General features: G+C 64.7%; 25 protein-coding genes and 2 pseudogenes. 23 read left to right on the top strand and 4 right to left on the bottom strand.

All coding sequences use genetic code 11. The features are described from left to right. Positions 1-273: 273 nt before the first annotated feature. Positions 274-1,467 carry a nickel pincer cofactor biosynthesis protein LarC gene (gene larC, locus VGL40_02780; GenBank protein HEY3314193.1) on the bottom strand — a complete coding sequence of 398 codons (1,194 nt, stop codon included), beginning with the start codon at positions 1,465-1,467 and terminating at the stop codon, positions 274-276. Then, positions 1,464-2,231: a nickel pincer cofactor biosynthesis protein LarB gene (larB, locus tag VGL40_02775; GenBank protein ID HEY3314192.1), complete on the bottom strand. Its 768-nt coding sequence runs from the start codon at positions 2,229-2,231 to the stop codon at positions 1,464-1,466. Before larB ends, larC begins: the two co-directional genes overlap by 4 nt. A gap of 219 nt (positions 2,232-2,450) precedes the next feature. On the opposite strand from larB, the gene VGL40_02770 reads away from it, so the two are divergent. The 6 genes from VGL40_02770 (at position 2,451) to VGL40_02745 (ending at position 6,489) form a co-directional block, all read left to right on the top strand. After that, entirely contained in the window at positions 2,451-2,975 is a 525-nt protein-coding gene (locus tag VGL40_02770) for a DUF4446 family protein (protein ID HEY3314191.1), read from the top strand. Positions 2,976-3,077: 102 nt separating this feature from the next. Continuing rightward, positions 3,078-4,058 (top strand): M23 family metallopeptidase, encoded by a 981-nt coding sequence (locus tag VGL40_02765; GenBank protein HEY3314190.1) that lies wholly within the window; start codon positions 3,078-3,080, stop codon positions 4,056-4,058. Between the two features lie 66 nt (positions 4,059-4,124). After that, complete coding sequence (locus VGL40_02760) at positions 4,125-4,526, top strand: polymer-forming cytoskeletal protein (GenBank protein ID HEY3314189.1); 402 nt, start codon at positions 4,125-4,127, stop codon at positions 4,524-4,526. Positions 4,527-4,610: 84 nt separating this feature from the next. Beyond that, a complete protein-coding gene (locus VGL40_02755) occupies positions 4,611-5,486 on the top strand; it encodes a diacylglycerol kinase family protein (GenBank protein ID HEY3314188.1) in 876 nt (291 codons plus the stop codon). Positions 5,487-5,540: 54 nt separating this feature from the next. After that, positions 5,541-6,224 carry a phosphoribosyltransferase family protein gene (locus tag VGL40_02750; protein HEY3314187.1) on the top strand — a complete coding sequence of 228 codons (684 nt, stop codon included), beginning with the start codon at positions 5,541-5,543 and terminating at the stop codon, positions 6,222-6,224. Between the two features lie 16 nt (positions 6,225-6,240). After that, positions 6,241-6,489, top strand: a complete 249-nt coding sequence (locus VGL40_02745; protein ID HEY3314186.1) for a YkuS family protein — start codon at positions 6,241-6,243, stop codon at positions 6,487-6,489. Positions 6,490-6,566: 77 nt separating this feature from the next. Here VGL40_02745 and yyaC read toward each other — a convergent pair whose 3' ends face one another. Both yyaC and VGL40_02735 read right to left on the bottom strand, forming a co-directional pair. Beyond that, positions 6,567-7,208: a spore protease YyaC gene (gene yyaC, locus VGL40_02740; GenBank protein ID HEY3314185.1), complete on the bottom strand. Its 642-nt coding sequence runs from the start codon at positions 7,206-7,208 to the stop codon at positions 6,567-6,569. A 136-nt stretch (positions 7,209-7,344) separates the two neighbouring features. Next, positions 7,345-7,560: a hypothetical protein gene (locus VGL40_02735; GenBank protein ID HEY3314184.1), complete on the bottom strand. Its 216-nt coding sequence runs from the start codon at positions 7,558-7,560 to the stop codon at positions 7,345-7,347. A gap of 337 nt (positions 7,561-7,897) precedes the next feature. On the opposite strand from VGL40_02735, the gene VGL40_02730 reads away from it, so the two are divergent. The 17 genes and pseudogenes from VGL40_02730 (at position 7,898) to dnaB (ending at position 26,689) form a co-directional block, all read left to right on the top strand. Further along, complete coding sequence (locus tag VGL40_02730) at positions 7,898-8,380, top strand: hypothetical protein (GenBank protein HEY3314183.1); 483 nt, start codon at positions 7,898-7,900, stop codon at positions 8,378-8,380. Positions 8,381-8,695: 315 nt separating this feature from the next. Next, complete coding sequence (locus VGL40_02725; GenBank protein ID HEY3314182.1) at positions 8,696-9,589, top strand: hypothetical protein; 894 nt, start codon at positions 8,696-8,698, stop codon at positions 9,587-9,589. 80 nt (positions 9,590-9,669) lie between these two features. Beyond that, positions 9,670-10,038 (top strand): hypothetical protein, encoded by a 369-nt coding sequence (locus tag VGL40_02720; GenBank protein HEY3314181.1) that lies wholly within the window; start codon positions 9,670-9,672, stop codon positions 10,036-10,038. Further along, positions 10,025-10,756, top strand: a complete 732-nt coding sequence (locus VGL40_02715; GenBank protein ID HEY3314180.1) for a hypothetical protein — start codon at positions 10,025-10,027, stop codon at positions 10,754-10,756. The genes VGL40_02720 and VGL40_02715 overlap by 14 nt, the downstream gene beginning before the upstream one ends. 118 nt (positions 10,757-10,874) lie before the next feature. Next, complete coding sequence (locus tag VGL40_02710) at positions 10,875-11,750, top strand: mechanosensitive ion channel family protein (protein HEY3314179.1); 876 nt, start codon at positions 10,875-10,877, stop codon at positions 11,748-11,750. Next, positions 11,747-11,926: pseudogene (locus tag VGL40_02705) on the top strand (DUF951 domain-containing protein). Before VGL40_02710 ends, VGL40_02705 begins: the two are co-directional and overlap by 4 nt. Positions 11,927-12,450: 524 nt before the next feature. Continuing rightward, on the top strand, positions 12,451-17,154 hold the full coding sequence (locus VGL40_02700) for a GAF domain-containing protein (GenBank protein ID HEY3314178.1): 4,704 nt from the start codon (positions 12,451-12,453) through the stop codon (positions 17,152-17,154). Positions 17,155-17,299: 145 nt separating this feature from the next. Further along, entirely contained in the window at positions 17,300-18,397 is a 1,098-nt protein-coding gene (gene ychF, locus VGL40_02695; GenBank protein HEY3314177.1) for a redox-regulated ATPase YchF, read from the top strand. A 185-nt stretch (positions 18,398-18,582) separates the two neighbouring features. Then, complete coding sequence (gene rpsF, locus VGL40_02690) at positions 18,583-18,870, top strand: 30S ribosomal protein S6 (protein ID HEY3314176.1); 288 nt, start codon at positions 18,583-18,585, stop codon at positions 18,868-18,870. Positions 18,871-18,890: 20 nt separating this feature from the next. Then, positions 18,891-19,301: a single-stranded DNA-binding protein gene (locus VGL40_02685; GenBank protein HEY3314175.1), complete on the top strand. Its 411-nt coding sequence runs from the start codon at positions 18,891-18,893 to the stop codon at positions 19,299-19,301. Positions 19,302-19,486: 185 nt separating this feature from the next. Beyond that, positions 19,487-19,714, top strand: a pseudogene (gene rpsR, locus VGL40_02680) (30S ribosomal protein S18). A gap of 110 nt (positions 19,715-19,824) precedes the next feature. Then, on the top strand, positions 19,825-20,625 hold the full coding sequence (locus VGL40_02675; GenBank protein ID HEY3314174.1) for a flagellar motor protein: 801 nt from the start codon (positions 19,825-19,827) through the stop codon (positions 20,623-20,625). Continuing rightward, a complete protein-coding gene (locus VGL40_02670; protein ID HEY3314173.1) occupies positions 20,618-21,376 on the top strand; it encodes a flagellar motor protein MotB in 759 nt (252 codons plus the stop codon). The genes VGL40_02675 and VGL40_02670 overlap by 8 nt, the downstream gene beginning before the upstream one ends. 353 nt (positions 21,377-21,729) lie before the next feature. Beyond that, on the top strand, positions 21,730-22,695 hold the full coding sequence (locus VGL40_02665) for a DUF2232 domain-containing protein (GenBank protein ID HEY3314172.1): 966 nt from the start codon (positions 21,730-21,732) through the stop codon (positions 22,693-22,695). Positions 22,696-22,732: 37 nt separating this feature from the next. Further along, positions 22,733-23,191 (top strand): 50S ribosomal protein L9, encoded by a 459-nt coding sequence (gene rplI / locus VGL40_02660; GenBank protein HEY3314171.1) that lies wholly within the window; start codon positions 22,733-22,735, stop codon positions 23,189-23,191. A 47-nt stretch (positions 23,192-23,238) separates the two neighbouring features. Continuing rightward, positions 23,239-25,326, top strand: coding sequence for a Lon family ATP-dependent protease (gene lonC, locus VGL40_02655; GenBank protein ID HEY3314170.1), 2,088 nt, complete (start codon positions 23,239-23,241; stop codon positions 25,324-25,326). Between the two features lie 22 nt (positions 25,327-25,348). After that, a complete protein-coding gene (gene dnaB, locus VGL40_02650; protein HEY3314169.1) occupies positions 25,349-26,689 on the top strand; it encodes a replicative DNA helicase in 1,341 nt (446 codons plus the stop codon). The last annotated feature ends 115 nt before the right edge of the window (positions 26,690-26,804 follow it).

The following is a 26,804-nucleotide window of genomic DNA, read 5'->3' as shown; positions in this document are numbered from 1 at the left end:
AGGCAACACGCACCGATGACCAGTCAGAGCCCACTGGCCAACGAGACTCGGCGACTGCAGACCCATTTCGACGCCGGGCGACAGAAGCGGCGAGGCGGCGGGCTCCCTGCCCGCCGCCACAACTTGCGAAACCTCTTCTTTCACGGCCAAAGGGAAGTTGGAGGCTGAGCGCCCGCAGTATTCCCAGCCTGCGATCCCCGGCGGAAAACCCACAGGCCGAACCGCTGTTGCCCCCCTCGACCCCGGCCCCAAGCCGTCACCGGGCGAGTCGCGTCAACGCAAGCCCAAGACTGAGAGGGCCGCGCGATGGGCTTCATCGTAGATCGTCTTCAACGGTTGTCGAGCGAATCTGGCCAGGGCTCGGCAATCTTCATACTCAGGTGACACCTGAGGTTGCTCCCCGGAAAGTCCCACCTTCACCCGCACCGGACCGTAGGGCGTGTCGACTGAGATCATCCTGCGCGGTGCGACCATCCGCCGGCAGTCATGGGCCCGCACGCCGAGGGTGGTCGTCTCCACCAGGATTAGGCGGGATAACCGACCGGCCACCTCGGGGGGGCAAATGGCCCCTAGCAAGACGCCAGGGCGGGACTTCTTCATGCCGATGGGACTGGTGTAGACGTCCAGGGCGCCCTCTTCGAAGAGGCGCTCAAAGACGTGGCTGAACACCAGGGCCGGCATATCATCGATGTTCGCCTCGAGGACGGTCACCCGGTCCTGCTCCAGCCCTGCCACGTCTTTCCCCTCTTCACCCACCTGTCCCACCATTACGCGAACCAGGTTCGGGGTGTCCGGGTTGCGCGATCCCGCCCCGTACCCGACGCCCTCGACCCTCAGGTCAGGCAAGGCCCCGACGGCTATGGAGAGGTGGGTCAACAAGGCCGCCGCGGTAGGGGTAAGGAGCTCGCCGTCGCCAGGTCCCTCGCGAATCGGAAAGCCCTCAAGTAGCCTGGCCGTGGCCGGGGCGGGAACGGGCAGGAGCCCGTGAGAAGTCATCACGGTCCCTCGCCCCACGGATAGCACCGAGGCGTAGACCCGGTCGACCCCGAGGAGCTCAAGACCGAGGACCACGCCGGTTACGTCGATGATGGAGTCGATCGCCCCGACCTCATGGAAATGGACGGCTTCAACCGAGACGCCGTGGACGGCCGCCTCGGCCTTTGCCAGACGAGAGAAGACCCCCTCCGACTGAGCCCGCACCCGCGCGGGCAGGCGGCTCCCATGAAGCAGTTCAAGGATGTCCGAGAGGTGCCGGTGGGGCGGGTCGGGGTCGACCACGGCCACCCGAAAGTGCGTGCCGACGAGGCCCCCTCGATCGACCTTCTCTGCTTGAATGGTGTAGCCACCAAGATTGAGGGTCGCCAAACCATCCCGAAGGTCCGAGAGCGACAGGCCGGCATCCAAGAGGGCCCCGACCAGCATGTCTCCCGCGGCCCCATGAAAGCAATCGAAGTACGCCGCCCTCAAATGACCTCTCCTCCCAGGCGGTTGATCTGAGCGGCCAGGTAGCCTGCACCGAAGCCGTTGTCGATGTTGACCACGCCGACCCCGGCGGCGCAGCTGTTGAGCATGGCCAGGAGGGCCGCCAAGCCACCGAAGCTGGCGCCATACCCGACGCTGGTGGGGACGGCGATGACCGGCTTGTCCACCAACCCGGCCACCACGCTCGCCAGGGCCCCCTCCATCCCGGCGACGGCGACTATCACGCGGCCAGCAGTCAGCACTTTCCGCTTGTCCAGCAGCCGGTGCAGACCGGCTACTCCGACGTCATAGACCCGCTCCACCTCTGCGCCCATGACTTCAGCCGTGACCGCAGCCTCTTCGGCCACCGGGATGTCGGCCGTGCCCCCCGAAGCCACCACGACGCGCCCTACCCGCTTCGGTGTCTTGACACCGGGTTTCTCCAGGACGATAACCCGGGCTGCCTCCCGATAAGCGGCATGCGGCCAAAGCGCCCTGGCCGCTTCATAGAGCTCCGGGCCGGCCCTGGTGGCCATGACCCGCGAGTTGACCCGAGCCAACCGGTCGAGGATGGCCAGAACCTGCTGGATGGTTTTTCCCTGACAGAAGACAACCTCCGGGAATCCCGTTCGAAGATGTCTATGGTGGTCGACCTTGGCGAACTCGAGGTCCTCGTACGGCAAGGTCCGAAGGATCTCAACCGCCTGATCCACACCGATGGAGCCGATCCGCAGACGCTCGAGGATTTCCCGAAGGGAGGACTCCTCCAACTAAGCCACCACCTGTCAACCGCTAGGCAAATCGTAGTACATCCTGGGCAGCCTGTCAACGAAGCCCCGCTAAACCTACGCCCCCGAACAACCGATAAAGGAGGTAGATGCCCGGCTTTAAGTCCGCCCGGCAGGATAAGCCCACAGCCTGTTGAATAGAAGCGATGCCCTGTCCGTCCCCGGCGCGCACTCGCTCAACAGACTAGGAGGATCCTGTCAATGCTCGATTCCCAAGCCGTCATCGCTCGACTTGTTCCCGTGACCATAGCGCTGGCCCTGGCCATCGCAGTCACGCTGACCGCCCTGGCCATCTTCATCCTCGCCTATCGTCGGCTGCTCGCGAACGCCCGCTTGTATCGAAGGCTATACAGTGATGCCCAGGGCCGCGACCTGCAGGCCCTGTTCGCCTCGATCGACCAACGGCTCACCCACAGCGAGACGGACTTGGCCGACCTCCGTCGCTCCCGCCAGGACATCCTGGAGAGCCTCGGGCGCTGCTTTCAAGGCATCGGTATGGTCAGGTTCAACGCCTTCGAGGGCGTCGGCAGCGATCTGAGCTTCTCCTTCGCCCTCATTGACGGCCATCGGGACGGAGTCGTCCTGTCAAGCCTGTTCGGCCGGGACGAGTCTCGCATCTACGCCAAGCCGATCAAGGATGGCCAATCAACCTATCAGCTGACCGGCGAGGAGAAGGATGCCGTCCGCCAGGCGTTGACGCAACGCCAGGAACGGCCAGGCACCTGAGACGAGCGGAAATCAGCCCATATTAAGCAGGAATTGGCAGTAGGCCGCCGAAACTCTTTTTTTACCGGATGGACCGATTAAACCCTGGGGGTGGTGAGAAGCTTGACCGCAAAAGGCGGCCGGAAACTTTTTACCATCATGATTGTTCCCCATTCAGAGCGGTCTGTCTACAGCTTCAGCATCCACCTGACCACCCTCCAGGTAGCCAGTTTCATTCTCATTGTCCTCAGCTTGTCGTTGCTCATCTTCGCCAACGTCTATCAGGACATGAAGGCCAACATGTCCGAGTTGAGACAGGTTCGACTGGTCAACCGGGAGCAGCGCCAGCAGCTGGAGGCCCTGATGACCGAGACCGACCAGCTGAAAGCGAACATGCAGAGTCTGTCCGAGCTTGACCGGCAGATCCGCGAGATCCTCAAGACCAGTCGGGACTTCAGCCGGGTTCAACTCTCAACTCCGTACCAGCCAAGCACAGTGGAAACGCCGACGGTCGGGGGCGGGCAAGGGGGAGCCGATTACACCACTGCCTCCATCCTCCCCGGCGATGACCGCGGAGCTCAGGTCAGTCGAGACCTATTGAGCCGGGCGGCCGGCCTCCAGACCGACCTCGACACAGTTCGCACCGACATGACCAACCGGCAGGTGAGTTTCGAGGACCTCCGCAAGCAATTGACCGAGAACCAGTTGTACCAAGCGGCCAGGCCGTCGGTATTCCCGACCAACGGGTCGATTACCTCTGGCTTCGGTTTTCGTTCCTCGCCCCTTGGTTTCGGCACTGAGTACCACTCGGGGCTGGACATCGCTGCGGCCTACGGCACCCCGATCATCGCCACGGGCGATGGAAAGGTCGTCTTCGCCGGTTGGAGGGGGGCCTTCGGGCGAGCCGTGGTCATCGACCATGGCTATGGCTTCAGCACCATGTACGGACACACCCAAAAAATCGTCGTGAACGTGGGTGATCGAATCACCAAGGGGCAGACCATTGCCTACGTCGGTAGCTCCGGACGAAGCACGGGGCCCCACCTGCACTACGAGGTGTGGATCAACGGCAAGCCGGTCAACCCACGGACCTATATCCAGTAGGGACGCCAGGGGGGCGCCCTTGACTCCGCCCGGGCCCACGGACGGGCACGAAAACGGGAGGCAAAGATGTTCGGGAAAAAGGATGGGCGGGATGGTATTGCCATGGAGAAAATTGACACCATCGTCGGCAAGGAAACAGAGTTCAAAGGGGTTTTGAACTCCAGCGGAGTGCTCAGGATCGACGGCAAGGTGGAGGGCGAGATCCACCACAAGGGCGATCTCATTGTCGGAGAGACCGGCATGGTAGTCGCGACGGTCATTCACGCCCGCCACATAAGCATTGCCGGCCAAGTCAAGGGGAACGTCGAAGCCGAAGGGAAGCTCGAGCTGGTTCCCACCGGTCGCCTCTACGGGGACATCAAGGTAGCTGGCCTTATCATCGGGGAAGGGGCCATCTTCCGCGGCACCAGCGAGATGAAGACGGGCGAGGAGAAACCGGCGCTCAAGCCCAAGCCGTCACCGGTCTAGGGCTGGCGGTCGTGGTCTTGACCCAACCGGTAGGTTGGGTTACTTTTGTTCACCCGTGAAGAGACTAGGGAGGACCGACGCGCCTTGAGAACATTGGTGATTGTCAACCTAGTGGCCGCCCACGGTCGGTCCGCCGGCGTCTGGGAGGAAATCCGCACGGTACTGCCCAGGGATACCGGCGAATACGATTGGACGGTGACGCAACGGCCAGGCCACGCCACGGAGATCGCCAGGAGGGCCGTCACTGACGGCTTCGAGCGGGTGGTCGCCCTCGGAGGCGACGGCACCGTCCATGAGACCGTCAACGGGCTCGCCGGTTCGAGGGTCACCCTCGGGGTCATCCCGGCTGGCACGGGAAACGACTTCGCCAAGTCAATAAACCTTCCAAGACGGCCCATCGATGCCTGGCAGGCCATCGAGCGCCTGCCGGTCAGGTGCATAGACCTGGGCAAGGTCAACGATCGTTACTATGTAAACGTGGCTGGCGTCGGGTTCGACGCTGAGGTGTCCGGCGAGGTGAATACCCGGATACGCGCAACCGGGGTGGCCGCCTATCTCCTGGGGATTCTCCGAGTCTTACCCAGATTCACTCCCGTACCCATTAAGGTCACCCTAGACGAACAAACCATCGAGCAACGCTGCTTATTGGTCTCGGTCGGCAACGGAAAGTACTACGGCGGCGGGCTGAAAATCTGCCCGGAAGCCATCCCCGACGACGGCCTCTTCGACGTAGTCGTGGGGGGTGACTTTGGTCGTCTCGAGACCCTCGCCGTCTTGCCCCGGGTGTTCTCCGGGACCCATGTAACGCATCCCAAGGTTAAGACCTACCGGGTCAGACGTGTGCACGTCGAATCCGCCCTTCCCTTGTGGATTCAGGCCGACGGAGAGGTCATCGGCCGGACCCCGGCGACCTTCGAGTTGATCCCCAAAGCCTTGTACGTCGCCGGCTCCCAAACGTGATTGAGATCGGCCGCGCCTCGCGGCCGCCACTGCCCCATTGTCAGGCAGGAAGAGGTGATCGGTACGCTTTTCGCCGACCGCCGAGAAGCTGGCGAGTGCCTCGCTCAAAGACTGCTCGGTTTTGCCGGGGAAGAGGCCCTGGTCTTGGGCATTCCCCGGGGTGGCGTAGCCGTTGCGGCGCCGGTGGCCCGGCGTCTGGCCGCGCCCTTGGACGTCGTCGTCCCCCGCAAAGTAGCCGCGCCGCACAATGAGGAATTGGCCATCGGAGCCGTGGCCGAGGACGGGACTCTCTACATCGATGACACGTTGGTCGCCTATCTCGGAGTCACCGAAGAATACCTGCGGCGGGAGGCCGCCCGGGAGATCGAGGAGATCAAGCGGCGGTCGCAGCTATACCGGGGCAACAAGCCACCGCGTGAGGTAGCCGACCGGGTGGTCATTCTGATCGATGACGGCGTGGCGACGGGCTATACCGTCCTGGCCGCCCTCCGTTACCTTCGGCGCCAGAGGCCCCGGCGACTCGTCCTGGCGGTGCCGGTGGCTTCTCCAGACGTCCTCCTGAAGCTCCGTGAAGAGGCCGACAAGGTGGTGGTCGTCTCCACCCCGGAGCCTTTCTATGCCGTCGGCCAGTTCTACCGGGACTTCGGCCAGACGACTGACGCCGAGGTGATCGACCTCCTGGAGACGGGCATAGGCGTTCCCGTGACCGGACACCCTAACCCCGAGTTAAGGACGTAGACTAGGGGGTGTGCCCATGAAGGGCGTGGTGGCGGTGGAAGGGACCCTGACCCCCGTCGCCGAGGTCCTCAGGAGGCAAGGGTATGAGGTCATCGACACCGAGGGTGACCTGACCCGCGCCCAAGCGGTTGTCGTCAGCGGCACCGACGACAACTTCCTCGGCCGGCAGGACATCGTCGTCCCGGGCCCCGTGATTAACGCTGAGGGCAGGACCGCCGAGGAAATCGTCCGTTCTGTCATCGAGAAGATCGGTCGCCAGAGCTAGGGCCACAACCGGCCAGACGGCCGTTACCTGATTCAGCATGAAGCGACGAAAGAGCCAGGCCCCCCGGGGACCTGGCTCTACTGATGTCTGGCTGAATTCTCCCCAGCCCAGCTCTCCGCCGGTGCGGCGGCAAGCGGGATAGCGGCCGTCAGGCCGGTGGCGAGCCCGGCCGCAATCACCCTGGCCATCTTGAAGACCAGGTTAAGACGGGTGTTCTGGAGCACAAAGTACTCCATGAAGCCGCCCACGTTGACGACACCGGTGACGTATAGATTTCCAACCTCGGGAAGAGCCTTGTTCACCCCTGCGCCTGGTCGCAGGGGACCCACCCCCAGGGCGATCATCCCGACGCTGTCGAGACTGCCGAGACAGGCGTCGATGGCGATCAGCGGCCTATCCCCGTTGAACTGGTCGACCTGCCGCAGGGTTTGGTTGAGGTTCGAGGCATGGACCGGGTGGTCCAGGGTTCCCCAGACCGTCACCTCGGGGATCCCGACCCCGGCCAACTCCGTGCCAATCAGCGGCCCGAGACAATCCCCCGTCGATCGGTCGGTTCCAATGCATAAGACGACAAATCCTCTGGCCCCAGGGAACTGTTCGGCCAACAGGCCCCGCAGAAAGAAGGCCACTCGCTCGACGGCCACCGGATCGGTTGAATCGACCCGGTGCTCCTGGGTCCGCTCCGGTCGGGCACGATCCCTGTATCGAAGGTCGAGCAAACGCCTTCCCCCCAGCTCAAGTGCTGGTAAGAAGTATATGGGAAGGCCCGGAAAGATATTCGTCCAGCCGACATAAGCCTTACCGGGGCCTCGCCACCGCGCCCCGGAGAGGATACCACCCGTGCTCAGTGGGCTCTCACGAGTCTTTCTGGTCGCCGTGGCCTACACGGGCGCCGTTATCGGGGCCGGTTTCGTGTCCGGGCGGGAAGTAATCCAGTTTTTCGCGGTTTACGGCGGGCGCGGAATCTTCGGCGCCACCCTGGCCGCCGTGGTCTTTGCCGGCCTGGGCGGCCTCGTCGCCTACCTGGCCGCGAGTGAGCGCCTTTTCGACTACCGCGAATTGGCCGCCCATCTGGGCGGGCCTCGGTTAGGAAAAGCCATTAGCGCCCTCATCACCCTGACTCTGGCCAGCGCCCTGGTGGTCATGCTGGCCGGCGGTGGGGCCCTGGCAAAACAGCAGCTTAACTGGGCCTATCCTGCCGGTGCCGGCTGCACCGCTGCGGCCATTGTGCTGGTCCTCGCTTCCGATCTCCGAGGCCTGCTCCGGTTCAACGGGGTTCTTGTGCCATGCCTCCTCTTCGGTCAGGTTGCCCTGGCGGTCGCCACCGTGACGTCCCGGGCCCCCGGGCAGGCGACCCTCTTTCCTGGCCGCCCCGATCCGACTAAGCCCGCCGTGGTGGCTCATGGGGTTGTTCTACGCCGGCTACAATTTGGTCGTCGGGCTCTCCATCCTGCCGCCGGCGACCAGAGGGACCAAGAGTCCAAGGGAAGCCGCCCTGGCCGCGGTGGTCGGAGGTCTCGCCCTTGGCGCCTGTGCCTTGGCCACGACCGTCTTGAGCCTGAGCCTTTGGCCGGCGATCTCCGGCGTGGAGATTCCCACCGCCTATGCCGTCGCCCAACGGTGGCCGGGCCGAGAGGCCCTCGTTTCAATTGGCATCTGGCTGGCCATGGTGATGTCCGGGACGGCCAACGCCTACGGTCTTGGTACCCGGTTGGCCAAGAATCGCCCCTGGCCAGTCAACCGGGTGGCGATCTTGGTGGTCCTGGTCTGTTTCCCCCTGACTCGGCTGGGCTTCTCCGGCGCCATCGGTCTTCTCTACCCCATCGCCGGGGCCGGTGCCCTTCTGGTTCTAGCTGCCACCACGATAAGAAGAATAAAAGCAGGAAGATGAGGCCCAAGAGAGTACATGATACAGGACAACATCTTACGAGGAGGGACAAGCGTGCCCCCTGCGGTCGGCGCCAGACCCCGCCCACGACCCGCAAGGCCGCCGGGCGCGCTCTGGGCGGGCCTATTCTGCCTGTCTCTCTTCTCGTTCCTGGCGCTTTTGCAACACCCCCTCGCCCTGCCCTCATGGCGCGGCCTGGTTCCACCACCGGCGGCCATCGAGCCGACCTGGTCCCAAACCGTTGAACCGACCGCCATGATAACCGGGGATGGCCAGGCGGTCACGGTCTTTGCGCCTGGCCCCGAAGGCATCCCGACCTTGACCACTTACGACGCTTCCGGTGCTCAGGTCCGAAAGGCGGCCGTGCCCGAGGCTGCCTTTGGCGGTTCCATCGAAGGGCGATCAACCGCCGTCAAGGTCAACCCGGCGGCCGTCGGTCTGATCCGGGGGGCGATCGTCATTTGGCAACCCCTCGGGGATCCCAGCGCCCCACCGATCACCGCAATTCAGGTCTCTTTCGGAGGGACCGGGGATGGGCTCATATCGGCCACCCGGGACCCCGGCGAACCCCCACGCCAGGTCCTGTCAGTGACCGCCGCCGGGCTCATCCGCTGGCGGCTGGACTTGGCAGAAGGAGTTGTCACCTCGATGGCGAAGGGCCCGGGCGGATCCGCCGCTGTGGGGGCCTATTCCCCGGGTCCCCAGCCCCGCGCGTGGGTGACCATCGTCAGTCCCGACGGAACCGTTCAGGGCAGATACGAGACCGGCTCGGAGCCCCTCTATCGACTCGCCGTGGGCGGCGATGGCCCCGTGGCGGCCCTGGATAACAGTCATGTCTGGCTGATCGACCCCAAGGCCGGGACGACTCGAGTCATGACCGTCCAGGCTCCCCAAGGAGCGGCCTTCGGAGCCAAGGGCGCCCTTGGTGTCGTCAATCAGGACGGACTGGTTACGTCGATTACCCCGGAGGCCCAGGTCAACTGGAGGCGCCAACTCGCCGGGCCAGCCACCGACCTGGCCGTCCTCCCTGACGGTGGGTTGGTCGTCCTCGGCGAGGACCGACTATACTGGCTGGATGACGCCGGGCGGGCCAGACGAACCATCGCTTTCCCCGATCGGCCCAGGCAAGTCACCATCCTCTCCAACGAAGGCCAGCTAGTGGTGCTGGCCGGAGGCCGGGTGTCGGCTTACCCCCTGTCGCCTTACCCCTGACCCATCGAGAAGACACCCGCCGGGGCTCGCCCGGCTGATTGTGGGCGCGGTTCGCCCGACGAAAAGAGGTCGATCCAACGGTGCGCCCTCATCACCGCCTAGTGTCCATCATCGTTGTCGCCGCGGGAGTCCTGCTGGCGGCAGCCCTGCTCACCCCGACCAGAGTCCCCTCAATCCTTCGCGTCCTGGCCGTCTTCTTGACCGCCAAGCTGCTTGGGGACTTGATGGACCTCATCTTCAGCGGGTTTGCGGAAATCGTTTTCTACGAAGATTTCCTTCGTGAGCTCATGGCCTACCTGGGACTCGGTCTGGTCGCCTGGGGGGTCATCGCTCTGGGCCTTCGGCTGACCGGGACGGAGGTCTCTCCAGCCGTCCCCGCCATCGGGGTCTACATCCTGTTCCTTTTCATACCGCCCAAGCGCAGGGGGACGCGGAATGAACCCTATTGACGCGGGCATCCTCATAGTGCTGCTGCTCGGCTTCATTCTCGGGGCGGCCAAGGGATTGGCCCGGTTGCTCGTCGGGGCCCTGGCCTTTGTGGCCTCGATCGCCGTGGCCGCGGCCTACCACACCCAGGTGGCCCAGCTCCTGGACGGTCAGTTTCACCTCGTGGGGAAGCTGGCCGCCTTCTTTTCCCGGCGGCTCGCTCTGACCCCGGAACTCCTCCGGCTAAGGGCGCCGTCACTGGCCCCGGAGCACGTCGAACGCTTGGTCGGTCTGCTCCGACTGCCCGAGCCATTCTCCACGTCACTTGTCACGTACCTCGACCGCTTGGCTGGAACGGTAGCCGCCGGTTCTGGGTTGGCCAGTGCGGCCCGCCCGGAGACCGCCGCCCAGGCCCTAAGTCTGACCGTGGGCACGGCGCTTGTCCGGGGGTTGGCCTTTCTCCTGATCCTGATCATCGTCGCCCTCGTCTTCCGGTTGTTGACCCCATTGTTGGCCGGGGCCATGACCGCGGTCACCGGCCACGGCCTGAGTGCCCTGGCCGGAGGATTGATCGGCCTGGGTCTAGCCGGTCTGGGCGTGGCCATCATCCTTGGACTCGCCGTCCCCTTCCTTGGACTGGCGGGCTACACGCCTTGGATTGAAGCCCTTACAACCTCACGCCTGTCCGGCTGGTTCCTGCAGGTCTTCATGACCATCGGTCCCTGGTCCGCCCGTCCATGACCACCCGGGGACGCGGCCCCGCCGGGCCCTTCGCGAACCACGCCCGGGCCGGCCCTTGCGCCGGGCCCCGTGACGGCCTCAGCGGACCCCGACTTCACCGAGAAAGGCCCGAGCGCCATTGACTTACCTCAACCAACACCCCGAAGTGTCACTTATCCTCCGGCGAGGGCTCGCGGCCGTGATCGCCATCGCCGCCGGGTGGCTCCTGATCCGTCTGGGCAACCTCTCGGTCCGGCGCCTGCTCGTCGACCGGGGCCGCCGTCGCGCCTACCTCGATGAGAGAAGAGCGCGGACCCTAGCCTCCCTCCTGAGGAGCGTCTCTCGCTACGTCATTGACTTCGTCGTCCTCTTGACCGTTCTTGGTCTCTTCAACGTCCCAGTGGCCTCGGTCTTGGCCCTATCCGGCTTCATCGGCCTGGCCGTCGGCTTCGGAGCCCAGAACCTCGTCAAGGACTTCATCGCCGGATTCTTCATCCTTTTCGAGGACGAGTTCGCGGTGGGTGAGGTGATAAGGACCGCCGGCCTGACCGGGACGGTCGAAGAGATCGGCCTCAGGACCACACGACTGCGCGACCCCGGTGGGCAAGTGCACACCATTCCAAACGGACTGGTCGACAAGGTCACCAATCTCACCCGGGGAGAGAGGAGGGCCTCTATCGAGGTCCCTGTCCCTTACGGTGAAGACTCAGAGAGAGTCCTGGCCGCCCTGAATGAGGCGGTCGATCTGGTCAAGGGGGGCAACCCCGAAATCAAGTCGGGCCCGGGGGTGCTCGGACTGACGGCCTTCGGCCCGAGCGCCATCATCTACACAATCGAAGCCACTACATCCGCCAACGCCCAGTGGCGCGTGGAGCGCGAGCTGCGACTGTCGGTCCGCCGGACCTTCGCCACGCGCGGCATCAATATGACCGCTCCAGCGAGCCCGGGCCTTCTAAGTCCAGGAACTCCGGGTCAGGGTGGCCAAGGCCGCCCGGAAGAGGGGAAGAGCCAATGAACAAGGCCTTTGTTCGCTACCAGGTCGGTGATACCGTCCGGATGAAGAAGCAGCACCCCTGCGGGAGTGACCTTTGGGAGATCACCCGGACGGGGATCGATTTCGGCCTCAAGTGCGTGGGCTGTGGGCGCCGGGTGATGATCCCCAGAGCCAAGTTCGAGCACGGGGTCAAGGACCACTTCCCGCTTGGGACCGCCCCCCCACTGCCGACCCTGGTCAAGCCCCCGACCAAGCCACGCCGGACGAAGGTCCCTCCGGTCCGCGGACCATCCGGGCCCCCTCCCGTCGGTGTGCTTCCGCTCAACCCGCTCCGCTCGGCTCGTGTGCCCCGATCACGCCCGGCCCCGGCCACCTCGCTGAGCAGCCGGCCCGCCGGGACAGGCCCCTCGGGACCCCCTGGGTCACCCGGTCGTACCCCTGGCCAACCCTCCGGCGGCCCGGCCGGTCGACCCGTGGGCCGCTCGCCCGGCCGACCCGCCAGCCGTCCCCCCGGGAGGCCCTCCGGCCCCTTCGGACCTCGACCGAGTGCTCGCCCGGGGAGCGCTCGTGGAAAGAGACCCGGACCCAAAGGCGGGCGGCCAAAGTCCTAAGAACGGCCTTTTGGCGAAGGAGGCTTGCGGTACCTTCAGCCCGCCGGCTGACCCAGCGGCGGACTCCAATCTCTTGATGGCTCGGCCCCGCCCAATCGCGGCGGGGCTTTATGCTACCGCGGGCCGCTGGACCCGGGCTAACCAGAGGGCGGTTGACGGCTGCTCGACGAACCACGACGCCCCGTCCCACCCCGGCGCCGCGTTCAGTCGGCTCAATAGAAACAGCCGAAACGCCGATATTCTCTAAGCCAAGGATGACTCAATTTTCGGGCAGGGAGAAAGCAATGCCAAGGACGAAACCAGGACTTTCACGGCCGGAAAAGCCGGGCGCCAAGCCCTCCACCCGCCGCCGGTCCGGCCCAATAGGCCTGGACGAAGTTCTCGGGCGGCTGCTGGAGGACATGCTTGCCGCCTTCCCGGTCGAGCGGGCGACCCTCCACCTTACCGGTCATGGCCAGGAATGCCTGGCCCTGACGGCAGGCAGGTCTTCCGGCAATGCCCGGAAGCACGTCCGGAGGGTGGCGGCCCCGGTGAGCCGACTCGCCGCGCAGGCCGTCGCCGACGGAAGACTCCGAATGGCCAATGACGCCGCCAAGAACCCCTTCTCAGCCCCATCCGTGGCCGCTGGGTTGCGGTCTCAGGCTTGCCTCCCGTTGGTCAAGGACGGCCACGTCTTGGGAGTCATCGACCTGGCCAGCGACCATACGGGGACGTTTGCCGCGGAAATGCTGCCCGAGCTCAGGGCCTTCGCGGACGAAGCGGCCCAGGTCATCGACCAGGTCACCGTCTACGACCACGCCAGGGACTGGGGCGAGAAGCTGGAAGCCCTTCTGGAATCGTCCGATGCCGGAATCATCATGACCGACCCCCGGCACATCATTCAGATTGCCAACAAGCGAGTCGCCGACCTCCTCGGGCTCGACCCCGAGGGACTGATCGGGCAAAGGGCCCCTGGCCCCATCCTTGAAGTTCTCAGAAGCCGGGCTGCCGATCCGCACCAAGTCGAAAGACTCCTGACCGGAGCATACACCAAGGCAGGCCGGACGGTGAAGGAAGAGGTCGAACTGGTCAGGCCGGCCGGGGCGACCCTCAGCGTCTTCACAACCCCACTGCACGCGCGGGCCGGCGAAGTCACCGGCCGGCTGGTCGCCCTCCGAGACATCTCCTGGGAGCGGGAGGCGCAGGCCCGTCTGCGGGCGGCCAGCGAAGCTGCGCTGGCCCTGAGTTCCAGCCTCGACCTCAATAGCGTCCTTAGTTCCTTGGGAAAGGCCATCGGGAAGCACGTCCCTTTCGACCAGCTTTCCGTGGCCACCGTTGACCAAGAAGGGAAGACGTTCCAGCCGCTGGCCCTCATCGGCCGCCTCGACCAGGCCCACTCCGATCGCGGAGGCGGCTCTCTGGAAGGGACCAGAACTGGGCGAGCCGTCGAAGTCAAGGCCCCGGTCCTTTCCCGGGATCTCCAAGCGAATCCCGATGAGTTCGTGGGGGACCGCGCCCTCCTCGAGACGGACCTCAGGTGCGTTCTCTGCCTTCCCCTCATCTTCGGCGACACCTGCCTCGGCACTTTCAACCTGGGAAGCGCCAAGCCAAACGCCTTCGACGAAACGACCATCAGCTTCCTGACCCCCATCGTGGACCACCTGGCCGTCGCCGTCAACAATGCGACCCTACGCCGACAAGCCTGTGCCCGGGCGGAACAGAACGCCGCTCTTAACCGCACCCTTCACGCCGCCGCGACCTCGACCACCCCCGGGGAATTCGTACCCCAGCTGGCTACGGAGCTGAGTACGGTGGTCCCCCTCGATCACTTGTGCCTCGCCCTTGAGACCGCTACCGGCGGTTTGGAGCTGGCCGGCGCGCGCCCGGAAGGGCCCGGGCCCCAGCCCTGGAACGTCACCCTCCGGAGCGTTCCGCCCCCGGAAACCGCGGCCGATGAGGGATTGGCCGCGGCCCTCTGGGGGGCCGACGCTTGCTTCAGCCTCACCGTCCCCCTGGGGTTTCGCGGGAGGCTCCTCGGATCACTCAGCCTTTCGCGGAATCACAGGCAGCCCTTCACCCCGGCTGAGCAGGACTTCGCCGAAAGAATGGCCGGACAGGTCTCAGGGATGATCGAAAACGTTCGCTTCTACACGAAGCTCCGAGAAGAGGCCGACGTCTTGACGGCCCTTCTTGAAGTCGCCCAGAGGGTGGCCAGACGGGACGACCTCCGGTCCATCTTCTCAGCCGCCGCCAACTGTATGGTCAAGGTCTTGGGATACGACGGCATGGCCGTCTGTGTCCACGAGCCCGGCCACCGGACGCCAAGGACAATCATGCGGGCCACCCGCACCGGCGGTGAGGTCGAGGTGACCGGGGTGGAACCCCTCTCCGAGATCGCGGCAGACTTCGCCACCCTGGCCGGCTCGGCGGGGACCGACGAAGTCGTCTTCATCGAGGACGCCGCCAAGCTTACCGGCTTGTCTCGTTGCTTCCAGGGGCAGTTCCGGGTCAGAAGCGCCATCGTCGGGCTCATGCGCAGCGGGGAAGACCAGCTGGGCGCCCTGCTGATCGGCTACTCCGGGCCGGCGGAATTCAGCGAGAAACACGAGCAGCTGGTCAAAGGCCTCGCCGGACAGTTGGCCTCGGCCATCCAGGAGAGCCGGCTGACCCGCCGGCTGGAACGAAAGGTCAGCGAGTTGACGGCCATCGGCCGCGCCAGCCATCACCTCACCGCCATTCTCGACCTGCCGACCTTGCTCAATGAGGTCGTCGTCTTCCTCACCAAGGACCTGGGCCACGACTATTCCGCCGTCTTCCTGCATGACCGGGAAAGTGAGGAACTCAGACTCTATGCCCAGGCCGGGACGATGGCCAAGGACGTCCCGGACGGCTTCACCCAGAGCGTCAATGTAGGAATGGCCGGGTGGGTGGCCCGCAATGGACAGCCCCTGGTGGCCAATGATGTCGGTCAGGACCCGGTCCAAGCCTCGGTGGCCGGCCTGGCCTCCAGGGCCCGCATGTGCCTTCCTCTCAAGGTCGGCGACGACGTCCTCGGCGTCCTGGACCTTGAGTCCAGGACCCCGGGGGCCTTCATCGAGGACGAGGTCGACGCCATCGGTACCCTCTCAAGACAGCTGGCCATTGCCATCCATAACGCGACCGTCTTCAAGCGCGAACGTGACCTCTACATGGCGGCCATCAAGACCCTGGCTGAGGCGGTCGACGCCCGGGACCACCGCACCCGAGCCCATTCGTCCCGCGTCTCCCATTACGCCCTGATGATCGCCAGGGAGATGAACCTGCCGGCGGAGACCCTGCCGACCATCGAATACGCCGGCGTCCTCCACGACATCGGGAAGATCGGGCTCGAGGATACCGTCCTCAAGAAGAAGGGCGCGTTGGATCCCCTCGAACGGGCGCAAGTGATGGAACATCCGGTCAAGGGGGCCAACATCCTGCAGCAAGTGGCCCAGTTTCGAGAGATCGTCCCGCTGGTCAAGCATCACCATGAATGGTGGGCCGGTGGGGGGTACCCGGACGGAATCTCCGGGGAGGCCATCCCGCTTGGTTCGCGCATTCTTGCCGTCGCCGACTCCTTCGACGCGATGACCACTGACCGGCCGTACCGCCTGGGACTCCGCCCGGAAGAGGCCATCACCAGGCTTCAGGCCGGCCGGGGGACCCAATTCGACCCGACGGTAGTGGATCACCTCGTGACCCACTTGAGACGTCTACAAGAGGAGCGCGATCCGGCCTATGCCGTCCTTGAGCGACCCGGGGGCAGGGGCCCGCTGGAGGCTGGCCCACCCAAGCCCGAGACGACCATCGGGCGGATCCTCCCGGTCCACGGGAAGGAACTGGGGATTCTCTACCAGATTTCCCTCGAGACCAGGTCCCTCCTGAACCCGTCCCATCTGATGCACCGCATCCTCAGCATCCTCTACGACGCGATGGGGCCCAACCTGTATACCCTCTTCTTGGTCGACGAGGAAACCGGAGACCTGGTCGCCAAGGCCTCGGTCGGGCTGCCGACCGGGCCGGAGCGGCCCCACATCCTCAAGGGGCAGGGGCTCACCGGATGGGTCGCCCAGCATGGCCTGCCCCAGGTGGTCGGCGACGTCCGCTCAGATCCCCGCTATTACCCGAGCCCGGCCCGCCGGATGCTCTCCGAACTGGCCGTGCCGCTAGTCGCCGAAGGGCGGACCATCGGTGTCCTCGACATTGAATCGGAGCCGCTGAACGCCTTTTCCCGAGAAGACCTTTACCTGGTCAGCGCGGTGGCCGGGCAGATTTCCATCGCCATCGAGGTGGCCCGCTACCACGAACAGGTAGCCCACGCCGCCATCCACGACGGCCTCACCGGAACGTACAACCACTCCTACTTCTACCGACGCCTGGAGGAGGAAATCTCACGATCGGCCAAAGACATGGCCCCTCTGGCGATAATCCTCATCGACGTCGACAGCCTCAAGCTGATCAACGACGTCTACGGCCACCTCGCAGGCGACAAGGCCCTGGTGGCGCTGGCCAGGGCACTCGATGAGAGCTTTCGCGCGACCGACACCGTTGCCAGGTATGGAGGGGACGAGTTTGCCGTCATCCTCCCCAGGACCGGCGCCAACGAGGCCAGGCAGGCCGCCGAGCGCCTGGCGGCGACCGTCGCCGACCGTTCCATCAGCCTGCAGGAACGAGAATTCAGGCTCCCCGGGGTGACGGTCGGCGTGGCCATCTTCCCGGACGATGGAGCCCGGCCGGCCGAACTGGTGGCCCGCGCCGATGAGCGGATGTATGAGGGAAAGCAAGCCAAGAGACCATCGGTGGCGGCCGGGCAATGACCCGACTTGGCTCCGCTGCCCCCGTGCCACTGTCCCCCGCTCGACGGCGCCGCCCCTACGGCCCCCACCGGTCCCCCGAGGCCGCCCGCAAGTATGTTTCGGGCGGCCTTTCTGCTATACTTCTGGGTGGGAGGTGGTCATCACCATGGCCTTCCAGTGCGGACTCGTCGGGTTGCCGAACTCGGGCAAATCGACTCTCTTCAACGCCCTGACCAGAGCCGGGGCCCAGACTGCCCCTTACCCGTTCTGCACCATCGAGCCGAACACGGGGGTCATGGAGATCGCCGATGAACGGCTCGCCGCCGTCGTCAGGGCCACCCGCCCGAAGAAAGTCGTCCCAGCCGCGATTCAGTTCGTCGACATCGCCGGGTTGGTCAAGGGGGCCAGCCACGGAGAAGGCTTGGGGAACCAGTTCCTGGCCCACATCCGCGAGGTGGACGCCATCCTTCACGTCGTCCGGGCTTTCGACGATCCCCAAGTGCCCCACGTCGACACCGTGCTCGATCCGGTCAGGGACATCGAGACGGTGGACGCCGAGCTGCTCCTGGCCGACCTGGACACCGTCGACAAGCGACGGGAGAAGACCGAGCGAAAGCTGAAGACGGGCGACCGGCGCCCCCTGGACGAACTCGCCCTCCTCCGGAGAATCCGCGAGGCCTTGGCGCGGGGCCTCTCCGCCCGGGGGGCAGCGGCCGACCCCGGACTCCGCGATCTCGTCCGCGAGCTCTTCCTGCTCACCGCCAAGCCCGTGCTCTTTGCCGTCAACGTTTCCGAGAAGGCCCATGACCCTGCCGCGGACCCCTTGCTCCAGGCCGTCCTGGACCATGCCGGGCGCCGTCGCGACCCGGCCGTCGCCGTGCCGGCCAAACTGGAGGCAGAAGTGGCCGAGCTCGGCCCGGAGGACCAACAGGTCTTTCTGAACGAGCTTGGCTGGGCCGGCTCCGCCCTGCCCGCCGTGGTCAAAAAGAGCTTCGATCTTCTGAACCTGGTGACGTTCTTCACCGTCAACGACAACGAACTGCATGCCTGGACCGTCCCCAAGGGCACTCCGGCCCCCGCGGCCGCGGGAAAGGTCCATTCGGCCATGGAGAAGGGCTTCATCCGCGCCGAGGTGGTGAACTGGTCGGACCTGGCCAAGGCCGGTTCCATGGCCGGCGCTCGCGACGCCGGCTACCTGAGGATCGAGGGACGGGAGTACAAGGTGAAGGACGGCGACACCCTTTGCTTCAGGTTCAACTCGTGATTCGGCGTCGCGGAAATGCCCGCGTCAGCGGCTGCGGGTCGACGGCCTCGCCCGGAAAAACCAGCTTCTTCACGTCGTTCTTGCGTTTGGCCGAAGCCCGGTGATATAATTAGACCCGCATGGCTGCCCCGCTCCATACCACACCGTATGGGGCCGTTAAGTCCAGGGGGAGGAGGTGAAGAGCCATGAGGAAATACGAAGTCATGTTTGTGATCCGACCCGAGCTTGATGAAGAGAAGACCACCGCGGTCATCGAGAAGTTCCAGAACCTGTTGACTGCCCAGGGCGCCACCGTGACCAAGGTCGAGAAGTGGGGAAAGCGGCGCCTGGCATACGAAGTCAAAGGTCTCTTCGAGGGGTTCTACGTGGTCCTGCAGTTCGACGGTGAGGCCGAAGCCGCCGCGGAACTGGAGAGGGTCCTCAAGATCACCGACGAAGTCATCCGGCACTTGATCATCCGCCAGGAGACCTAGACTCAGGTGGTGGACACGCCTTGTTGAACCGGATCGTCCTAATTGGACGCTTGGTGAAAGAACCCGAGCTCCGGTACACGCCGAACGGGGTGCCGGTGGCCACTTTCACACTGGCCGTCGACCGGCCCTTTACCAGCCAATCCGGCCAGCGAGAGACCGATTTCATCGACATCGTGACCTGGAGGAAGCTCGCCGAGAACTGTGCCCAGCACCTTTCCAAGGGCCGGCTGGTGGCCATCGAGGGGCGCCTCCAAGTCCGCTCCTACCAGACCCAGGACGGTCAAAAGAGGCGGGCCGCTGAGGTCGTCGCCGACAACTTCCACTTCCTCGATCGTCCGAAAGAGTCCGCGCCCGCCCCCGCACCTTCAACCGGCTCCGCCGATGACATCGGCGATGAGGTCAAGGTTTCCGAAGATGACATCCCATTTTGAGGTGAGCATACATGGAGAAACTTGAGGGCGCCGTCCCAACCGGCCCGGTTCCCGCTCCGGCGAGTGCTCCCGGCCCCACCGGCCCGGCACCGGCCGGCCCGAGGGGACCATACGGCGATCGTGGCCCGTCCGACCGTGGCCCTGGGGGCCCCGGTGACCGTGGTCCGCGTCGCGAGTCCCGGCCTCGCCGAGAGAAGGGTCGCCGGCCAAAGCGCCGCGTCTGCAGTTTTTGCGTGGACAAGATCAAGGACATCGACTACAAGGATGTGCCCAGGCTGCGCCGGTACCTGTCGGAGCGGGGCAAGATCCTTCCCCGCCGGATTTCCGGCAACTGCGCCAAGCATCAGCGCCAGCTGACGATGGCGATCAAGCGGGCTAGGAACATCGCCCTTTTGCCCTTCACCCAGGAATAAGGGGCTGGGCGCGAGCCGCCCGGGCGGCAGGGTTACATAACGGCTAAAGTATCGTCTCGAGCCTTCCGACAATATGTGCGGAAGGCTCTTACTTTTCAGGGGGTTAAGCCGTGGACCTTGCCACCGTAATCGGCCTAGTGGGAGCCTGGGGCGCCCTGCTGGTGTCGTCGATCATCGAAGGCACCAACCTGAGGTCGCTCCTGGCGCCTTCGGCCTTCATCCTGGTCATCGGGGGAACCCTCGGGGCCACGATCATTTCCTACTCCATGGAGGACGTGGCCGCCCTGCCGAAGGTCATGACCCTGGCCTTCAAGAAACAGGACACCGACCCCCTGAAGTTCATCGACCTCCTCGTCGAGTTCGCCGAGAAGGCCCGCCGCGAGGGTCTGCTGATCCTTCAGGAGTTCATCAAGGACACCCAGGACAAGTTCCTCGTCCGGGGGATGAACCTGGTCATCGACGGGGCCGACCCTGAGCTCGTCCGGAACATCCTCGAGACGGAGATCGTCTTCCTCGAAAAGCGCCACAATACCGCCGCCAGCATGTTCGAGACGGCCGGCGGTTTCGCCCCGACGATGGGGATCATCGGCACCGTCGTCGGGCTGATCACTGTCCTCGGCAACATCGAGGACTCAGCCGCGCTGTCCAAGGGTATCGCCGTGGCCTTCCTGGCCACCTTCTACGGCATCGGCACGGCCAACCTGCTCTGGCTGCCCCTCGGCAACAAGCTGAAGCTGAAGAGCAAGGTCGAACTGCTCATCAAGGAAATGATCCTCGAAGGCATCCTCTCCATCCAGGCCGGCGAGAACCCGCGGATCGTCCGCGAGAAGCTCGAGGTCTTCCTCCCGCCGAAGCTCCAACAGGCGGCCAAGGAGCAAGACAAAGAGAAAGGCGGCGGTCCGGGTGAGTAGGAAGGGCCAGGGCGAAGGGCATGGGGGCGGCGGTCATGACGGAGCCGGCGGGATGCGCTGGCTCCTGACCTATTCTGATCTGATCACCCTGCTGATGGTGTTCTTCGTCGTCATGTACTCCATGTCGATGGTCGACGCCCAGAAATTCAAGACCCTGGCCGGATCCCTGCGGGCCTCGTTCTTTTCCGGCGGGATGTCCGGGACGCCCGGCCCGGGCCTCGGCATGGGCGGGGGGGCCATACCGGTCGGAGAGACCGGCGATGTCCTCGAAGACCTGGGCAACGCGATGGCCCAGGCGACCCAAGCCGAAGGCGGCGAGGGCTCGGTCTCCATCTACTACGGCGACCGAGGCCTGACCATCAGCCTCGGGGCCGTCCTCTTCAACCCCGGAGACGCCGAGATCATCCGTGAAGCCAAAGTCATCATCGACAAGTTGGCGCCCTTCGTCGCCCAGGTCCCGAACTACGTGAGCGTCGAAGGATACACCGACAACCTGCCCATCAGCACCCACGACTTCCCCTCGAACTGGGAGCTCTCGGCCCGCCGGGCGACCAACGTCGTCCACTACTTGGTAGATCAAAAGAACTTTCCGGCCTCGCGCTTCTTCGTCGTCGGCTATGGCGAGTACCGGCCGGTCGTCCCCAATTCCACCGAGGCCAACCGGGCCAAGAACCGGCGGGTCGACATCGTCATCCTGAAGGCCGCTCCCGTCAACGACCAGGGTCAGCTTCTCGGTCAGGGGAAGCAGTAGCCTTCCCAAGCCCGACCCAAAGCCGTTTCTGGCCTCGATGCTTCGACCAAGAGAGCGCCCACCGGGCGCTCTTTCTCACCTTCAGTCAGGGGCCGTCAATCCTCATCTCGCCGAGTTGAACGGCCCCTCAGGCGACCGCCGACTCGACCCGAAGAGCGCCGCTCGCCCACCAGATGACCAAAAGGAGAACCGATGACGGCGGCGAATTCTTTTCAGACGCGGCAGGTCCCCGGTCAAAAAGGCCTTACCGAGGCCCATTTTTTAACCCTGTGGCCGGCCCATGACCCGCTTTAAAGAGCAAGAAATGGTAATCCTGTCGTTAGACCGGTTCAACTGGAGGTATTAGGGACTCGGTGCCAGCCACAAGCCAAACCAAACCACTCGTTGAGGCCGCCATCCTGGCCGGCGTGGCGGTGGTGATCGGGGTAGCCGGAGCGATTATTCCGGCGGTCGGGGCGATCTCCCTCTTCTTTTGGCCCCTTCCGCTGATCATCCTTCAGATGCGGCACGGATTGAGGGTCACCGTCATGGCCCTCATTGTCACCGCCGCCCTGACCACCCTGATCATCGGCCCCCTGCAGGCCGTGTCCATCGTCGGGGCCATGGGCTTCGTCGCCCTGGCCTACGGCTATGCCTTCCGACGACGCCTGGAGCCTTTGCGCGCCTACCTTCTGGGAGGGATCGGTCTCGCCACCGGCCTTCTCCTCATCTTCGGCCTGCTCTACCTGACCACCGGCCGCAATCCGGCCACCGACCTCTGGTCGGTCATGGAGGCCTCTTACAACCAAGTCCTCAAGTCATACGGGGCCAACCTGCCGCCGGACCAACTGACCCTGGTCCAGAACCAAATCGCCTGGACCAGGACGGTCATCACCCGCTACGCGGCCGCTCTGCTGGTGGGGTCGGCCTTCTTCTATGCCCTGTTGCAGTACGCACTGGCCGAATCCCTGTTGCCGCGGTTCGGCCTGTCCGTGAAACCCTTCCCGGCTTTCGCCCGCTGGCAACTACCCCTCCTGCCGATTCTGCTGGTCTGGGCGCCGGCCCTGGTGGTCAGCCGAGCCTCCGGCCGTTTCCCCGCCCTGGCGCCCTACGTTTCGGCGGCGACCAATCTCTTCTACCTGTGCTCGATCATTTTCGTCATCGAAGGCCTCTCGGTCGCCTACTTCTATCTGACCAAGCTCGGAGTGACCAAAGGGCTGCGGGTGACGATCATCGTCCTTCTCTTCATCGCTCCTGCGGCCATGAACCTCGCCATGTGGTTCGGCATCTTCGATTTCCTCTTTGATTACCGTCGACTGAGACTCCGGCCCGAAAGGTAGCCGGCTGTCGATAAGCCACGTTGGGGGTGAACCAGCAATGATCGTCGTCCTGCTCAAGGAGATCAAGGCGCTCGGCCACAAGGGCGAGACGGTCGATGTCGCCGAGGGGTACGCCAGGAACTACCTTTTTCCCAGGGGGCTGGCCTCGGAGGCCGCCGGCGGGACTGTCCGCCACTTCGAAAACGAGAAGAAGAGGCTCGAGAACCGGGCCGAGCACGAGATGGAGGCGGCCGAGGAAGCGGCGGCCAAGCTCAAGGGGTTGACCTTGGTCCTCAAGGCCAAGGCCGGGGAAGGCGGGCGCCTTTTCGGTTCCGTCACGAGTCAGGACATCGTCGACGGGATCGCCAAGGAGACCCGACTCAACATCGACCGCCGCCGGGTGGTCCTCGCCGAAGCCATCAAGACCCTTGGAGCCCATGACGTCCAGCTGCGCCTCCACCCGAAAGTCGGGGTGACCATCAAGCTGGTCGTCGAAGCAGCGGGCAAGGCCGTCTAGGGCCACGCGGCCGGTCCGCATTGACACAGCGCCAGGGAGGTTATTGGTTGAAACCGTTTCTTGATCGGCTGGTCCGGGCCAATCCCCGGGGAGAGCTCAGAGCCAAACTCACCGACGAGGAATTGACTCGGCGGCAGGTGGCTGCCTTGTTCAACTTGCTCTCCGACATCTACGGGTCTGACAAGCTCATCCTTCGGGCCGGCAAGCTCGAGGCCCTTGACGGCATGCGCTCCAAAGACCTGGCTCAACAGGTCCTCGCCCTTCAGAAGGTGGTCTTTGAGGACCCGACCATCGAGGGGCCCGCGAGCCCCTCCGACTTTCCATCGGTAATCGATGGCATCGAGAACGAGATCGCCGACATCATTGCCCGCAAGTCGGTCGAGGACAAAGTCGAGCGGAAGATCGCCGAGCGCATGCAGCAGCGGCATGAAGACTACGTCCGCGAGATCAAGCTGCAGATCATCAAAGAGGACACCGGTCCGGAGAACGCCCAGACCCTGAAGAAATTCGCCGTCTTGGAGAAGCTCGAACACAAGCAGCTGACCAAGTCGGCCCTGGATATCCTTAAACCGGCCGCGCTGGCCGAGGTGGTCGGTCAGGAGCGGGCGATCAAGGCTCTCCTGGCCAAGATCTCCTCACCCTATCCCCAACACGTCATCCTCTACGGGCCTCCCGGCGTCGGCAAGACGACCGTCGCCCGCCTATGCCTCGAGGAAGTCAAGCGCCTCAAGCACTCCCCCTTCGCCAACGATGCCCCCTTCGTCGAGGTCGACGGGACCACCCTCCGGTGGGACCCCCGGGAGGTCACCAATCCCCTCCTCGGCTCCGTTCACGACCCGATCTATCAGGGGGCCCGGCGCGACCTGGCCGACGGCGGCGTCCCCGAGCCCAAGCTCGGGCTGGTCACCGAGGCCCACGGTGGGATCCTCTTCATCGACGAGATCGGCGAACTGGAGCCGATGTTCCTGGCCAAGCTGCTCAAGGTGCTCGAAGACAAGCGCGTCAGGTTCGATTCGTCCTACTACGACCCGGATGACCCGAACGTTCCTAAATACGTCAAGAAGCTCTTCGATGAAGGGGCTCCGGCGGACTTCGTCCTCATCGGGGCGACCACCAGGGAGCCCGCCGAGATCAACCCGGCCATCCGCTCGCGTTGCGCCGAAGTCTTCTTCGACCCGCTCGGGCCGGGGGAGATCCGGCAGATTGTCGCCAACGCCGGGCGGAAGCTCCGGGTTGGTGTGGACAAGAAGGTCCAGGAGATCATCAGCGAGTACACCATCGAGGGGCGGAAGGCCATCGGCATCCTGGCCGACGCCTACGGTCTGGCCCTTTACCAGAGAGCCCAGAAGGAGAGGGAAGACGAGGTGGCCGTGACGGCTCCGGTCTCAGCCGGGGGCGTGGCCAGCGACCCGGTGCAGGCCGACGAGGCCAAGGTCCCTCACCCGTCGGGCCCCTCGGCCGCGGCCGAGGCGACCGCCGGCAGACGGAAGCCCGAGCCGCGCCTCCGCCTGACCCGGGAACACATCTTCCAGGTCATCCAGGTCGGCCGGATGCTTCCCAACGCCCCCCAGAAGGCCAGCGACCGGGCGGAGGTCGGGAAGACCTTCGGACTCGGCGTATACGGGTTCATGGGTTCGGTGATCGAAGTGGAAGCTCTGGCCTTCCCGGTCCGCGAGCCCGGCAAGGGCACCTTCAGGTTCAACGAGACCGCCGGCTCGATGGCCAAGGACTCTGTCTTCAACGCCGCCTCGGTCATTCGCCGCCTTACCGGCAAGGAGATCTCGGCCTACGACCTCCACGTCAACGTCATCGGCGGGGGGAACATCGACGGGCCGTCGGCCGGGCTGGCCGTCTTCCTGGCTATTTACAGCACTCTCGAGCGGATCCCGATCCGGCAGGACGTTGCGGTCACCGGCGAGATCTCGATCCAGGGACGCACCCGCGCGGTCGGCGGGATCTTCGAGAAGATCTACGGGGCCAAGCAAGCGGGCATGAAACGGATCATCCTCCCGCGGGAGAACCTCAAGGACGTCCCGGCCGATGTCCGAGGAATCGAGGTCGTCGCCGTCGACACGGTCGAAGAGGCCCTCAGCTACGCGTCCGCGCCGGTCCCACTCGACACCACCACCAATTGAGTGCCGCCAGGGGGGATTGGTCTTGAGTCTGTCTTTGGACCGCATCCCGCCGCAGAACCTCGAGGCCGAGCAGGCCGTCCTGGGCTCGATGCTGATTGAGCGGGAGGCCATCATCAAGGCCTCCGACGTCCTACAGCGGGAAGACTTCTACCGAGAGGCCAACAAGGAAATCTTTCAGGCCATCCTCGACGTCCACGAGCGCGGCGAGGCGGTCGACCTGGTCACCGTGACCGAAGAACTGAAGCGCCGCAGCCAACTAGAGGCCGTCGGCGGGGTAGCCTATCTGACCGCTCTGGCCAACGCCGTGCCGACGGCGGCCAACGCTGAGTACTATGCCAAAATCGTTGAGGAGAAGGCCCTTCTGCGGCAGCTCATAACGGTGGGAACGGACATCGTCGGTCGAGGCTACCAGGGGGCCGAGGATGTCACCGAGCTCATCGACGATTCCGAGCGGCGCATCTTCGAGATCGCCCAGCGACGAGCCAGCGAAGGGTACTCGCCAATCAAGAGTGTCTTGTTGGACGCCTTCGAACGGATCGAGTTCCTCTACAGCAACAAGGAAGGGATCACCGGGGTCCCCACCGGCTTCAAGGGCATCGACGCGATAACCTCCGGCCTCCAACCATCCGACCTCATCGTCATCGCTGCCCGCCCGTCGATGGGCAAGACCACCCTCCTTCTGAACATAGCCAGGAATGCGGCCATCCAAAAGACACAGCCGGTGGCCATCTTCAGCCTCGAGATGTCCAAAGAGCAGTTGGCTCAGAGGCTTCTGTGCTCCGAGGCCGGCGTCGACGGCCAGCGGCTCAGGACCGGCCACCTGACCGACGCCGACTGGCCTCGCCTTTCGCACGCCCTCGGCCGGCTGTCGGACGCTCCCATCTTCATCGATGACAGCCCCTCGGTCTCGATCATGGAACTAAGGGCCAAGTCCCGCCGGATCAAGGCCGAGCACAACTTGGGGTTGATCGTCGTTGACTACATCCAGCTCATGCGGACGCGCGGGCGAGTCGAGAACCGCCAGCAAGAAATATCGGAGATATCCCGTTCCCTGAAGGCATTGGCCCGTGAGCTAAAAGTCCCCGTGGTCATAGGGTCGCAGCTTAGCCGGGCTGTCGAGCAGCGCGACGACAAGCGTCCGCTCCTCTCTGACCTCCGTGAGTCAGGCGCCATTGAACAGGACGCCGACCTGGTCGCCTTCATCTTCCGTGAGGAGTACTACAAGCCGGATACCGAGAAGAAGAACCTCGCCGAGATCATCGTCGCCAAACAGCGGAACGGTCCGACCGGCACGGTCGAGCTCGTCTTCCTCAAGGAATACGGCCGCTTTGCCGATCCGGAGCACTTCCGCAAGCCGGCCTAGCGGACCCCGCAGGGCCTCGGGCTCTCCAGCAGAGCCCTCCGGAGCCCTCCGGAGCCCGATATCAGTCGGCCATGCCCGCGGCGCCAATCCGAGCCGTGGGTTTTTCGTTGCCCCC

It is taken from the genome of Bacillota bacterium, from assembly GCA_036504675.1.
In the GTDB taxonomy this organism is placed as follows: Bacteria; Bacillota; Sulfobacillia; order JAJYWN01; family JAJZPE01; genus DASXUT01.
This window is presented reverse-complemented; position numbering and strand designations above follow the sequence as displayed.

Coding starts and splice junctions, on each gene's coding strand:
- rpsF (HEY3314176.1), top strand. CDS start 18,583: ATGAGGAAATACGAAGTCATGTTTGTGATCCGACCCGAGCTTGATGAA.
- VGL40_02760 (HEY3314189.1), top strand. CDS start 4,125: ATGTTCGGGAAAAAGGATGGGCGGGATGGTATTGCCATGGAGAAAATT.
- rplI (HEY3314171.1), top strand. CDS start 22,733: ATGATCGTCGTCCTGCTCAAGGAGATCAAGGCGCTCGGCCACAAGGGC.
- VGL40_02770 (HEY3314191.1), top strand. CDS start 2,451: ATGCTCGATTCCCAAGCCGTCATCGCTCGACTTGTTCCCGTGACCATA.
- VGL40_02700 (HEY3314178.1), top strand. CDS start 12,451: ATGCTACCGCGGGCCGCTGGACCCGGGCTAACCAGAGGGCGGTTGACG.
- VGL40_02745 (HEY3314186.1), top strand. CDS start 6,241: ATGAAGGGCGTGGTGGCGGTGGAAGGGACCCTGACCCCCGTCGCCGAG.
- VGL40_02715 (HEY3314180.1), top strand. CDS start 10,025: ATGAACCCTATTGACGCGGGCATCCTCATAGTGCTGCTGCTCGGCTTC.
- VGL40_02735 (HEY3314184.1), bottom strand. CDS start 7,560: ATGGGCGGCCAATTCGCGGTAGTCGAAAAGGCGCTCACTCGCGGCCAG.
- ychF (HEY3314177.1), top strand. CDS start 17,300: ATGGCCTTCCAGTGCGGACTCGTCGGGTTGCCGAACTCGGGCAAATCG.